This window comes from Lysinibacillus sp. KU-BSD001, assembly GCF_042920265.1.
GTDB lineage: Bacteria > Bacillota > Bacilli > Bacillales_A > Planococcaceae > Lysinibacillus_B.
On the sequence record NZ_JBDQZI010000009.1, the window covers coordinates 48,256 to 61,923 of the forward strand.

The following is a 13,668-nucleotide window of genomic DNA, read 5'->3' on the forward strand; positions in this document are numbered from 1 at the left end:
AACTGTTATATAGGAATCTACGCAATGGGATGTTAATGTTCAGTATACCAGCATGGTTCTCTTTATATAAAATAAAAAAATACTAAACGCTTCAATTAAGAAAGGATGATTGGATGTTCAATGCTGTAGTAGTTTCAGTAATAGTCATGGTCGTATTGAGTCTTCTTCGGGTTAATGTAATGTTGACAATTTTGTTTGCAGCTTGTGTTGCAGGTTTGATGGAAGGGTTGTCGCTGTCTGATACGATGAGTATGTTAATCTCCGGAATGGGAGGACAAGCAAATACAGCGTTAAGTTATGTTTTGCTTGGAATATTCGCAGTTATGATTGGCTATTCGGGAATTACTGGATTTCTTGTAAAAAAACTTGTAAGCGTTTTAAAAGGAAAGCGTTCAGTTTTATTGTTGACAATTGCTGGAGTAGCTTGTTGTTCCCAAAATATTGTTCCTGTACACATAGCGTTTATTCCGATTTTAATCCCACCTTTACTCCACCTGTTTGATAAAATGAAAGTTGACCGCAGAGGTGTGGCCGCAGCGCTAACGTTTGGATTGAAGGCTCCATATATTATGATTCCTGCAGGTTTCGGTTTAATTTTCCATGGTATTATTGCCGATGAAATGAAAGCAAACGGTATGGAAATCGCTGTTACATCTGTTACTTCTTCGATGTTAATACCGGGAATGGGTATGATCGTTGGTTTATTCGTTGCGATTTTTATTTCTTATCGGAAGAATCGTGAACTGCCTGTTAGTGAACGCGCGGGACTGTCTTTAAGTGAATATGAGGTTGTAAATGAGATAGCAGCATCTGAAGAGATGGAATTGTCATTTACATCACGACACATGTTTACAATTGTTGCAACTATTTGTGCGCTTGTTGTGCAACTTGTAAGTAATTCACTCGTTTTGGGAGCGCTTACAGGTATTGTCCTCATGTTTTTATTAACGGTAGTCCCATTCAAAGAAGGGGAAAAGGTTATCAATGAAGGGATTAATATGATGGCGATGATCGCATTTGTAATGTTGATTGCCTCTGGATATGCAACGATTTTGAAAGAAACAGGCGCTGTTGAAAGCCTTGTACAGTCCTCAACAGAGATGTTAGGGGATAATAAAATGTTTATTGCGACCATGTTACTTCTAGTTGGTTTACTAATCACGATGGGAATCGGCTCCTCATTCGGCACAATCCCTATTCTTGCAGCCTTGTTCGTCCCGCTTTGTGCAGCCGTAGGTTTCTCTCCATTGGCGACTGCCGCATTAATTGGTACTGCTGGAGCGCTTGGAGATGCAGGTTCACCAGCATCAGACAGTACGCTTGGACCGACTTCAGGGTTGAATGCTGATGGAAAACACAATCATATTTGGGATACATGTGTCCCGACCTTCTTGCACTATAACATACCATTATTTATTTTTGGTCTCATTGCTGCAATGGTGCTTTAAAATCAATTTGATTAAACCAGTTATAAGGTGTACATTAGTCAAAACATTAATCGATACTGATTATAATCTTGGAATTAAAGGGATTTTATGTTAAGAATTTTCTTAATAATCAGTAAATTGGTAATGTATGGATTTACTAAGTCTGATAAAAGAACGCTATAGCACATAGGGAATTACAGCTACAGTTCAAAAGTGAACTTTCCTTTTGCATAAACTAACAAGACTTGCCATAGGTCTAGGCAGTCCCTCTGATTGTTTTTACTAGAGCATTTTAAGCAGATTGATACATCATTTAAATAAAAAATTTACTAATAGCTATTTAATAAAAAAGGAGATTAGTTGTAATGAAGCTTAACTTTGTAAAGATTAGTCCTTCAAAAAATATGACCGTTTTAATAACTAACTATGTTGATCCTACTCATTATTCGCAAATCGCCAGTACAATTATGGACTATGAATATGTTAATGCGGAACAGGTAGGCTTTATTGGTACACCGAAAAGTAAGGAATCCCTAATTAGATTAGAAATGTCGGGAGGGGAATTTTGCGGAAATGCACTCTTAGGGGCTGCTGCATACTGTCACTACAATGGGCTAACAGAAAAAAATAATTTCTTGTTAGAAACTTCTGGCGCAGAATCACCACTTACATGTTTAGTTAAAGCGAAATCTTCTAATCATTTTGACGCGAAAGCTGAAATGCCAGATCCTCTTTCTATTCAAGATATTGTTTTTAATCTTAATGGAAAAAGCATTTCAGGTAGTTGTGTGCAACTAGATGGCATAACTCATTTCTTAACGGACTATTGGCCATCCAAGGATGATTTTAATCTTATTATTGAAGAGGTTTCTAAAAAAATTGAAAATAAAGCAATTGGGATTATTCCTTACAGAAGATTAAGGGAAAAAGAATATGAGATATGGCCATTCGTTTGCGTTAAAGAAACGGGATCTAGATTTTTCGAGCAAGCATGTGGATCCGGAAGTCTCGCATTAGGTATTTATTTATCAAAAGGTAAAGAGGACACATTTCACATACATCAGCCGGGCGGGATAATTAATGTCGAAACAGGTGTTAAAAATTATATCTCAACAGATGTTCGTTTTACTTGTGAAGGCTTTACCGACATTAATTTATAGTTATTCAATTTCATAAATATCCGCTTTAGAGTCGCAAGGGTTTTAAGGTGCAAAAAAAGTACCTCTCCTAATGTCTGGCTTTTCACGGGTATCAAGCAATTATGGACAGAAGATTTTGCAATAGTATCTCTATTTACTATTGCTAGAAATATAGGTTGTTGCTGCTAATACACCTATTAAACATTTAAAGATTTTCGATAAATGCCGTTCTTTCCTCTACAGGATAGAATGGCATTTATTATATTACGTATGCACATAAGGAGGTTAATGTATGTTTACTTAAGTCTACATATTTTCGAATGGCGAAGAACAATAAATCAATTTTGTTTAATAGTAGCTATATTGACTAATCGTAGATGGAGTGAAGTAAATCTCAGTAATAAATTTTTTAATATAAGAGAATTATAGTTTTTGATTGAATATTTAGCATATTAATGTAATACATTTATATAGAGGGTTGATGTTGGAGACAAGCTTACAGGAGCCGCGAATTCAAATTTGGAAGGGGTATTGTTATGCAACAAACGACAGTAACACGCATACAAGAAATTTTTCAAAAGCAACAGGCGTATCAATGGGAAGTACGTAAAACGAATGCAGCGACACGTAAAGAGACACTCGGAAAACTCGCGAAGGCACTAAAAGACAATATGCAGGAGATTGTAGCGGCGACGATTCAAGATGTGCAAAAGCCACAGTTTGAAGTAGTCAATGAGGTGGTAGCTGTCATCGGCGCCATTGAATATGCTATAGCGAATGTAGAAGAGTGGATGAAGCCAGATGTTGTCGAAAGTCAGCCAGGTACAAAAGCGCAAATTATGTACGAGCCAAAAGGGGTAGTGTGTATTTTAGGTACATGGAATGCACCGCTTACGGTGTTGATTCATCCGTTAGCAGAGGCAATCGCAGCAGGAAACTGTGCGATTTTAAAGCCGTCTGAACTGACGCCAACGTTTGGTGAAACATTGCAGAAAGTCATTGCAGCCACATTTGATGAGCAGGAGCTGGCTGTCGTCATTGGAGACGTGGACGTTGCGAATGAATTATTAGACCTTCCTTTCAATCATATTTGCTTTACGGGTGGTACAAAAATCGGAAAGCTAGTAATGGCGGCTGCTGCGAAGCATTTAGCGTCTGTTACATTAGAGCTTGGTGGAAAATCCCCAGTCATCATTGACCAAGGCGTAGACCTGGAGCGAGCAGCGATGCGATTAGCGTGGGGCAAAATGATCAATAGTGGCCAAATTTGTATTTCACCTGATTATGTATGTATACATGAAGAAGATGTTGAGGTATTTGCCCAACATTTTGAACAGCATGTGCATCGAGCATATTATGATGCAAATGGCACGATTCAAAATGAAGACCGTACACAAATTGTGAATACGGCGCATTATAACCGATTGAAAAACTTATTGAATGATGCAGTGGAAAAGGGGGCACAAGTATTAACGGGTGGTCATGTTGATGATGATACACGTCGCATCGAACCAACATTGTTAACGAATGTGACGGAAGATATGCTCATTTTACATGAAGAAATTTTCGGTCCGTTATTGCTCGTTTTACCGTACACAGATATTGAAGAGCCACTGGCGTATATTCGTCAAAATCCGAAGCCACTAGCATTGTATATTTTTAGCGACCAACCAGCGTTAGTCGAGCATATATTACAAAGTACATCTTCTGGTGGTGTAACGATTAACGACATTGTTGCCCATAATACCCACCCGAATTTACCGTTCGGCGGCGTTAATAGTTCGGGGATCGGTAGCTATCACGGCATTCATGGCTTTAAGGAGTTTTCACATAGTCGCGCAGTATTTACAGCGGTACCGGCAGATTATGAGGCATTTATTATGCCGCCGTATGCAGGCAAACTGGAAATGATGATGCAACAACAAAACGAGCAGTAACAATAAAACCTATGGGCATTTCAACGTGAAATGCTCATAGGTTTTTAAATGGCTAGTTTTGTAGAAGTAGCAAATAAACAAACAATCCGTTGTGTTATACTCATTTTCTTTTTTTACTATTACCGCTGAATATACTTAAAATGAAGGTTAATCCACCTACAATCCCAAAAATGTTCATGAAATAGAGCTCATAAAATGGGAGATTACTTTTATTAAGCCAATGAGCGATTACATTTATAGTGGATAATGAAGAAATGATTGGAAATAAAAATGACAGAACTAAACAGGGAAGAGAGATTAAATAGAGTAATTGTTTATTTAATTTAATATTTCTAGAGTGAACAAAGAAAATAGAAAGATAGCATCCTATCAAAATATCAAATGTAACCTTTACCCAATAAATGACGGTTGGATTAAAAGCGGAATGGACCTGCTTTTCTACATCATTCAGGACTTGATGAGTTCCGTAGGCTAGTATGATTAACCCAATTAGCCATAATATTTTAAAAATAGGACCTTTGTTCATTTTCTTCCCCCTTTATAGAGTGGTTGTTATTAAAATTATACCATATATTTACATAAAACAAAAATTTAGGGGATATAGTGCCAGGCACCATTGCTTCATACATAACAAATGGTACCTAGCCTTTTTAATATTATAGAGCGTTTTTCATTGCTTCTAATAGTTGTTCGGGTGTAATTAATTTCTCCCCGCCACCTTGAACGAGTACGTCATTTCCGCCGCCTTTTCCGTTAATGCTAGGAAGGGCTGCTGTTGAAATAGATTTCATGGAGACGTCTACGTTGGCACCGCGCGCGGCAACAAATTGGAGCTTGTCTTCATTGTTGGCTACAAGGAGTGCGATCACATCGGGCTTTTCTGTTGTTATAGAACGGGCGAGCTTTTGAAGCTCTTGAATCGAACGATTTTCAAACGTTTTCGCAATGATGCTTTCCCCTGTATGAACCAAATCTTTTGCTTCAAAAGCAAGTAATGCATCGCGCGCCTCTGCTAACGCTTTTTCTGTTTGTTTGGCTGCCTTCATCAGTTTTGTGAGCGCATCGCCTGCTTCTTTTTCAGGGACGCTTAATTGACGTGCCACATCGGTTAGGACCGTTTTGCGCATCGCTAGTTGTTCGCGTACACGGTTGCCGCATACGAAGTGGATACGGATATTCGCTTTCATTTTTTCGATTTCCATAATTTTAATTAGCTGTACTTGGCCTGTAGATGTGGGGTGTGTTCCGCCACAGCCATTGTAATCATAGTCAGGAATAATGACTAAACGAATATCTTCCTCGACGGAGACATCTTTTCGTAAGTTGTATTGTGCCAGTTCTTCTTGTGTTACCCACTTTGTTTGGATTGGACGGTTTTCTAAAATAATATCATTGACACGTTTTTCCGCGGCAGCTAATTGTTCGTCTGTCACGGCTACTGTATTTAAATCAATAGACACGAGCTCAGTGCCTAAATGGAAGCTCACCGTTTGATAGTCAAATAACTCCACAAAAGCAGCCGTTAAAATATGTTGCCCTGTATGCTGCTGCATATGGTCAAACCGACGTACCCAATTCAGTTTTCCTTCCACGAGTCCACTTAACGTAGTTTCTTCTTGTATGTAATGGCGAATTTCTTCGTCCACTTTTTCTACGTTGATGACTTCCATATCATTGATCCAACCTGTATCATGTGGTTGCCCGCCACCAGTTGGATAGAATGCGGTATTGGATAGGACAACATAGGGCCCTTGCTCATCTTTTCCTGTTTTAATAACGTCCGCTGAAAACTGTTTAATCGTTGCATCTTGATAATATAGTAAGTCTTTCATGTGCCTCACTCCTTTACTCGCTATTGTATCGCACACATTGAAAGAATCCTTCATTTGACGCCAACATTTTTTTGTTTATCATTAAGAGGAGAGATTGCGCAAATAAGGAGCGACGAACATGGAAATTACAGCTTTTTCTGTAGAGGAAATTAAAGATCCAACGAATATTATTGAAGGGAAACGGTACGAACTTTTATTAGACGTGGAAATTGATGAAGAGGACGAACTATATTCAGAAGCTGGCATTGAAGTACGTGTCATTATTGCACAGCATAACGAAGAAATTCGTATGTTGAATTACTTTTTAATCGATAAAGCAAATAATGAAATGTTAGACTTTGCTTTAGAGGAAGACGAAGAAGCATTGATTTTACAGTTTGTAAGCGAAGAGTTAAACACAGAAGAAAACGCTGGCGAGTAGCCAGCGTTTTTATGCTTTCAAAGATAGGAAAGTATACATTGTTTCTAATTGAAAGAGGGGAATAAAATAGCAGAGTCGCGTAAAACCATAAGAAACCCGCGTAAAAACCCCGATATACAAAAACCCATCATTATGTGTAAGGATGGTTCATATGAGACATGGAGATAATCTGATTTTTTCTTAGTAGGTGATGAAATTCATTGTGTACGTTCGATTTTCGATCCCTACACCGGCATGTTTAAATTCTTTATTTAAAATATTTTTTCGGTGGCCAGGTGAATTAAATAGCCCATTATGTGCATGGAAAATGGTTGAATGGCCATCTGCTAAGTTTTCACCAGCCGTTCGATAATCAAGTCCAGCTGCTTCCATACGATCAAAAGGCGTTGAACCATTTAGTGAATTATGAGAGAAATACTTATGAGTCACCATATCTACACTGTGCGCTTTTGCTACGGCGGCTACTTTCGTATCGTATGTAAGTGCAGCAACGCCAGCTTTTGCGCGTGAAATATTAGTGATTTCGACCATTAAACGTGCTAATTGCTCATATTTTTTTGCGGATGTATCATTTTGTAAAGCTTTTAATTTTAAATCTGCAGAACTAGAATCTTCTGTCCAATAAATCGCATCAATTTTATTTTTTGCGTGTGTATCTACAAAGAGGGTAATCTTTTTACCATTTTTTTCGACGTTTTTATTGCCAGATAAAGCGCTACCGATTGTGTATCCTTCAAAAGTTGCCCCATCTTTTGTTAAATAGCCGCCAATCACTTGATGATTTGAAACAAATGCTAATTCATAACTTTTATAATCATTGTTTACGACACGTGCCGTAACAGCACCGCCCATAAAGTATTCTTTTGAGTTAGTCGGATTGTTCGTTACAGTACCGCTAGCATTGCTCGTTGCTGTTGCTTTTAGCTCAACATAGCCATTTTCATACATGCGGTATAAAAAGGCAGCCGCTTGTGAGCGCGTTAATGTGTTAGAGGCACCGAAGCGTTTTACGGGATCTGTTTCGTTTAAATTTTGTCCAGTTGAAATCCCTGTCTCCATTAAATAAGTAACCGCGCTTGTTAAATCTGATTTTTGCCCTAATGCATGCGCAATCATGCGTGCTACTAACCCACGATTAATCGGTTGATTCCGAACAGCTGTAGAGTTATAGCCATTTAAAGGAACATTGTAAGCTATGAGCCGATTGTAATAAGTAGCAGTCCAGTCATTTGAGTTTTGTTGTGTTGAGATAGGGAACTGGAAAAACTCTGCAAACATTTTTGCAAATTGTGCCTCTTTTAATGTGTCGGTCGGGTTAAATTTCCCGTTAGACCCTGAGATGATTTTATTATGATATGCCCACTGAACGGCGTTGTAGTAGGATGCTGATGGACTTACATCAGGAAAAACCTGTGTTTTATAAAAGGAGTCATTATTCTGTAGAGTAGCTGCTTGAGAAGTTGGTGCAAAGCTTAACAGCACAATACCAATGACGAAAATATGTAACCATTGCTTCATTGTACGCCCCTCCATTCCTAATAATATCTAATTATAACACTGTTGATATTTAGAGAGAGGGGATACATAAGAAATGAATCAAAAGAATTAAGTAAAAAAATTACATAAGCTAAATTAGAGATTTATCTAGTTGAAATGTTTTATAAGGTGTGCGGATTCAAAAAATATTGGGGATATTGGAGGAGATAAGAAAAATGATTCGCATTTATAAAAATAAACCCGTATAAAAGCTGGCATAACAGCTTTTATACGAGATGGGAAAGTACCTATGAATCATTTATGGCGGCGTTTTCTATAATTTAAATTCACTAATTGTATTTTTTAAATCTTTTGCCATATCGTTTAGGTGAGCAACAGATGTGGAAATTTCAATGGATGATTCATACTGATCCGTTGCGATTGCTGCAACTTCCTGTGCATTATTTGCTAAGCTGTCAGATATCGAAGTGATATGGTTAATTGTTTCTACAATGCTGGCTGTATTTGTATTAACTTCTTCCACGACACCAAACACATTCACCGTTTTTCCAGAAATCTCTTCGATAATGTTTGTGATATTTTGGAATTCATCGCCCGTTTTCATCGCAAGATTACTACCTACTTCAACGGCTTTTATACCACCTGTCATGGATTGAATGGCTTTTTCTGTTTCCACTTGAATTTCGTTGATTAATAATCGAATATCATTAGCGGAGTGGGCCGATTGCTCGGCGAGTTTTCTGACTTCGTCTGCCACGACAGCAAAGCCTTTGCCATGCTCTCCAGCTCTTGCGGATTCAATCGCTGCATTAAGAGCGAGTAAATTCGTTTGATCTGCTATATCGGTGATGATCGAAATAATTTGGTTAATCTCCGATGATTTATTGCCGAGGTGAGACACGACATTATTAGCATGATCGACCGTTTGTTGAATCGTCTGAATTTGTTGCAGTGTTTGTTGGACAACGGCATTACCAGACTGAGCTGTTTCTTTTGCGTGAAGGCTTAAGTCAGTTACCGTTTGAACTGATTTCGTTGTTTCGTGTATGCCTTGTGATACTTCTTCTAAGTAATTAGAGGAATGGGCTAAATCAGTTGCTTGAGATTCTGCTCCCTCCGACACTACTTGCATCGCTTTTGTAATATCTTCTGTTGCTGCTACATTTTCATCCATGTTATGGGTTAATAACGAGGCATTAGCAAGCATTTTATCCGATGCGTCATCAATTTTTGTGATAAGTAACCGCAATTCTAGGCGCATTTTTTCAAATGCTTCTGCCAGTTTTCCAAGCTCATCTTTCCGATTTAAGCGTACAGATGTCCCTAAATCTCCCTTAGCAATTTGCTCTGTTGAATGAATAATTTGTTGTAGTGGGCGGATAATCGAACGGCTTAATAGGAGAGCGATTATCATTCCAATTAAAATAACAAATGAAAACGTCATGATAAAAAAGTTTGTATTATCATCAAGTAACTGTTGAACATCTTGTAAACTGTTTGTTGTTTGAGCGACACTTTCCTGTTTTAATTCATCGACCATTTTATTAATCGCAATTGAGGTGGCATCAAATTCGCCCATGATTTTATTTCCTTGTTCAGGACCACCATCAATATAATTTTGCGCCATTTGTTTTCCAGATTGATAGTAAACGTTAAAGGCTTCTTCAATTTCATGTAGTCGATTTGAATTTTCTGGCTGTAGCTCTTTTAATTCCTGTAGATTTGTATACACAATTTGGCTATGTTTTTCAGCTAATTCAAAGCCATCATTTAATCCATCTTGTCCACGTGTAGCACCAATGTCTGTTAAATACTGTTGGACTTGTACGACGGCTAATTTTAATTCCTCTGTTAAGAAAGTCGTTTGTAATGTAGTATTTTCGATTTCCTTAAGATGTTTCATTTGAGAATCGGCATTATTATATTGAACGATTCCTACAATGATTAGCGTTAAAAAAATAAAAACAAATGAGAGCAAACCCCTAGTTCGTATAGACACATTGACAACCCCTAAATGTAAATTAAATATAAATTAAATGTAAATTAATTTAATATATACCATAAATACTATCAGTATAGAGTTAATAAAGTTGTACTATTTGTTACATTATTTCGAGTTTTTTGTGTTATTTGTCCGTTGAAATTAAGGTTTTTTCTTTGGTGATGAAGTATAAAACATCCCGATGTTATATGTGTGAATAAGGATATGAATGTAGTCTTGTAAGTGAAGTCTGAAAATTGAAGAGTGCAAGAAAATGAGAATGAATCATGCTACAATGCAAGTAAAGTAGTATGATTTTTCCTATTATAACTATATGGGTATAACGTGTTCGGTGAGAGAAGGACAAAGGAGGATTTTTGAGATGAGTAAAAAAATTTTAATCGTCGGTGGTGTAGCAGGGGGTGCTTCTACGGCAGCGCGGATTCGTCGTTTAGATGAACAAGCAGAGGTCATTATGTTTGAAAAGGGACCACACGTATCATTTTCAAACTGTTCATTACCCTTTCATTTAAGTGGGGTTGTGGAAAGTAGTAATCGCCTCGTGTTAATGAATCCGAACTCTTTTAAATCGAAATATAATTTAGAGGCGCGCACTCATTCTGAAGTGATCCGCATTAATCGTGCAGACAAAACGGTTACTGTTCGCAATCTGATCACAACAGAACAATACGATGAGACTTACGATAAATTAGTGTTATCGCCAGGGGCAGCGCCGATTGTCCCACGTGTAGAAGGTGCAACACTACAGCATGTATTTACGGTAAGAAACGTTGTCGATATTGAGCGTTTGCAAAAAGCAATCGTAGAAAATGATGCCCAACATATTGCGGTTGTCGGTGGGGGATATATTGGTGTCGAGGTAGCAGAAAACTTATGCCTTGCTGGCCGTAACGTCACACTTGTACAAAGTGCCCCTCAAATTCTCCGTCCGTTTGATTTTGATATGGCGCAAATTTTACAAAAGGAAATGATGGATAAAGGGGTGCAGGTCATTGTTGGAAATGGGCTAGCTAGTATTACCGCAGAAGAGGTTACACTTGTTTCAGGCAAAAAGGTAAAGGCTGATATCGTGGTGTTAGCGATAGGTGTACGCCCTGAAACAACGCTCGCTGAGGAAGCAGGATTAGAAATTGGTACATCCGGTGGTATTAAAGTGGATCAAAACTATGTGACAAGTGATCCACATATTTATGCGGTGGGCGATGTAATCGAAGTATATCACCGTTTACTACATAAACCAGTTCGTTTAGCGTTAGCCGGTCCCGCACAGCGTCAAGCACGTGCAGCAGCTGATCATATTTACGGGATAGCCAACATCAATAAAGGGGTTATTGGGTCATCGAGTATCCAAGTGTTTGACTTAAATGGGGCTGCTACAGGCTTAACAGAGGAAGTAGCGAAAAAAGCAGGTTTCCAAGTCGATAGTGTATATGTTATTGCACCGGATAAAGTCGGCTTAATGCCAACGAGTAATCCGCTGCATTTGAAGTTAGTGTATGAAGTGCCAACTGGTCGCATTTTAGGGGCGCAAGCAATTGGGAAAGGCAATGCGGATAAGCGAGTTGACGTCATTGCCACACTCATTACGATGGGCGGGACAATTGAAGATTTAAAAGAACTAGAGCTGTCATATTCGCCAATGTTTAGTACAGCGAAAGATGTTGTGAATCTAGCGGCGCTAGTAGCCAATAACATCATGGCTGGTCGTTTCCGTCAAGTACCAGTGTCAGCAGTACGCGGGCTTTACGAGGCAGGTGCACTATTTGTCGATGTACGTGAAGAAAATGAATTTGCTAACGGTCATATGAAAGGCGCACTGAATATCCCCCTTAGCCAATTACGTGAACGCATGCACGAAATTCCAAAAGATCAGCCTGTTTATGTACATTGTCGCTCTGCACAGCGTAGCTACAATGCGGTGATGGCATTACAGGGTGCAGGGTGGAATCAGGTTGTCAATGTCTCGGGTTCATTCCTTGGCATTTGCCTGTACGAATATTTCACGGATGTCCAAACAGGTCGCGAACCGATTGTGACACAATATAATTTTAAATAATAACGAACGGTTCCGTCTGAAAAGGTATTTTGAGGCGAAACTGTTACAAACGAGGGGTCTAGAAAATGGACACCCTCTTTTTGTTAGATTAGTGCTTTGAAATAAGTTAATACTTTAGTTGTATGTTTGTTGTACAACATGAAATGTTTTGAAGGGATTATCATTAACTAGAGAAGCGATACTATTTCTAGGATGACACGTTTTTAGAAGGGGTGATTAGATGAAGTTTACACAACCATTTACATTACGTTCCGGTCTTACATTAAAAAATCGTGTACTCATGGCACCGATGACGATTTCTTCTTCACAGGCAAATGGGGATGTAACCGAAGAGGAATTAATGTATTATAACCGGCGTGCTAGGGGTGTGGGCACAGTGATTACGGCGTGTGCTTCTATTAATGAGTTAGCGCCAGGCTTTACACATTCTATTGGTGCAGAATGTGACGAACGGATTCCAAGCTTAACACGCTTAGCACAGGCCATTCAAGCAGGTGGTGCTAGTGCTATTTTACAAATATTTCATGCGGGCCGTATGTCAAACGCGACATTACTTGGAACGCAACCGGTTTCGGCGAGTAATATTCCTGCTTTACGTCCGAATGCAGAGACGCCAAGGCCGTTAACTTTAGCAGAAATAGAAACGACGATTGCCGATTTTGCGCAGGCGACGCGCCGTGCCATTGAAGCTGGATTTGATGGCATTGAGCTACACGGAGCGAATACGTACTTACTGCAACAATTTTTCTCGCCACATTCGAATCGTCGAACAGATCAGTGGGGAGGGGATGTGAAGGCTCGTATGGCATTCCCATTAGCTGTCGTAGATGCTATAAAAGAAACCATCGCGAAATACGCAACAAAGCCTTTTGCCATAGGTTATCGTTTTAGCCCTGAAGAACGCGAAGAGCCAGGAATTACGATGGACGATACGTTATTATTTATCAATGCATTAGCTGATAAAGAAATCGATTATCTTCACGTATCGATTAACCAATTCCATGCGGGCTCTATGCGGGATGCGCAAGATACGCGCGTTCGCATTCAGTTAATACAAGAAGCAGTGGGGGACCGCATGCCAATCATTGGGGTTGGAGGCTTACAAACGGTAGAACAAGTAGAAGAAGCCCTGACACTAGTGCCGCTCGTATCACTCGGGCATGCAATGATTATGGATCCAGAATGGTATCAAAAGGCTGAAAGTGGGCAGCAAGATAAAATTTATCCGGCACTATACCGTAGTAAAGAAAAGGAGCTGGATATCCCACCACCACTTTGGACGATGATTACGAATGTGCCGGGGTGGTTTAAGGTAGAGTCGTAAACAGCAGTATTTGAGGAAGAAGAAAAGGAAAAG

10 protein-coding genes are annotated in these 13,668 nt (G+C 39.0%); 6 read left to right on the top strand and 4 right to left on the bottom strand.

The window, feature by feature from the left end; all coding sequences use genetic code 11:
* Window positions 1–113: 113 nt before the first annotated feature.
* From AAGS61_RS13630 to AAGS61_RS13640, 3 genes are all read left to right on the top strand, one after another.
* A complete protein-coding gene (locus tag AAGS61_RS13630; protein ID WP_391372829.1) occupies window positions 114–1,448 on the top strand; it encodes a Na+/H+ antiporter family protein in 1,335 nt (444 codons plus the stop codon).
* Between the two features lie 344 nt (window positions 1,449–1,792).
* Window positions 1,793–2,587 (top strand): hypothetical protein, encoded by a 795-nt coding sequence (locus AAGS61_RS13635; RefSeq protein WP_391372831.1) that lies wholly within the window; start codon window positions 1,793–1,795, stop codon window positions 2,585–2,587.
* A 515-nt stretch (window positions 2,588–3,102) separates the two neighbouring features.
* Window positions 3,103–4,503 carry an aldehyde dehydrogenase family protein gene (locus tag AAGS61_RS13640; protein ID WP_391372834.1) on the top strand — a complete coding sequence of 467 codons (1,401 nt, stop codon included), beginning with the start codon at window positions 3,103–3,105 and terminating at the stop codon, window positions 4,501–4,503.
* A 100-nt stretch (window positions 4,504–4,603) separates the two neighbouring features.
* Here the strand turns inward: AAGS61_RS13640 and AAGS61_RS13645 are convergent, their stop codons facing one another.
* Both AAGS61_RS13645 and AAGS61_RS13650 read right to left on the bottom strand, forming a co-directional pair.
* Complete coding sequence (locus AAGS61_RS13645; protein ID WP_391372837.1) at window positions 4,604–5,029, bottom strand: hypothetical protein; 426 nt, start codon at window positions 5,027–5,029, stop codon at window positions 4,604–4,606.
* A gap of 130 nt (window positions 5,030–5,159) precedes the next feature.
* A complete protein-coding gene (locus AAGS61_RS13650; protein WP_391372839.1) occupies window positions 5,160–6,389 on the bottom strand; it encodes an alanyl-tRNA editing protein in 1,230 nt (409 codons plus the stop codon).
* Window positions 6,390–6,453: 64 nt separating this feature from the next.
* On the opposite strand from AAGS61_RS13650, the gene AAGS61_RS13655 reads away from it, so the two are divergent.
* Complete coding sequence (locus tag AAGS61_RS13655; RefSeq protein ID WP_391372842.1) at window positions 6,454–6,756, top strand: DUF6509 family protein; 303 nt, start codon at window positions 6,454–6,456, stop codon at window positions 6,754–6,756.
* Between the two features lie 180 nt (window positions 6,757–6,936).
* On the opposite strand, the gene AAGS61_RS13660 is transcribed toward AAGS61_RS13655, so the two are convergent.
* Together AAGS61_RS13660 and AAGS61_RS13665 are read right to left on the bottom strand one after the other, a co-directional pair.
* Window positions 6,937–8,274 carry a CAP domain-containing protein gene (locus AAGS61_RS13660; RefSeq protein ID WP_391372844.1) on the bottom strand — a complete coding sequence of 446 codons (1,338 nt, stop codon included), beginning with the start codon at window positions 8,272–8,274 and terminating at the stop codon, window positions 6,937–6,939.
* A 292-nt stretch (window positions 8,275–8,566) separates the two neighbouring features.
* Complete coding sequence (locus AAGS61_RS13665; RefSeq protein ID WP_391372847.1) at window positions 8,567–10,252, bottom strand: methyl-accepting chemotaxis protein; 1,686 nt, start codon at window positions 10,250–10,252, stop codon at window positions 8,567–8,569.
* A 364-nt stretch (window positions 10,253–10,616) separates the two neighbouring features.
* Here AAGS61_RS13665 and AAGS61_RS13670 point away from each other — a divergent pair, with 364 nt between their 5' ends.
* Together AAGS61_RS13670 and AAGS61_RS13675 are read left to right on the top strand one after the other, a co-directional pair.
* Window positions 10,617–12,311, top strand: a complete 1,695-nt coding sequence (locus AAGS61_RS13670; protein WP_391372849.1) for an FAD-dependent oxidoreductase — start codon at window positions 10,617–10,619, stop codon at window positions 12,309–12,311.
* Window positions 12,312–12,531: 220 nt separating this feature from the next.
* Window positions 12,532–13,635 carry an NADH-dependent flavin oxidoreductase gene (locus AAGS61_RS13675; RefSeq protein ID WP_391372852.1) on the top strand — a complete coding sequence of 368 codons (1,104 nt, stop codon included), beginning with the start codon at window positions 12,532–12,534 and terminating at the stop codon, window positions 13,633–13,635.
* Window positions 13,636–13,668 lie beyond the last annotated feature (33 nt).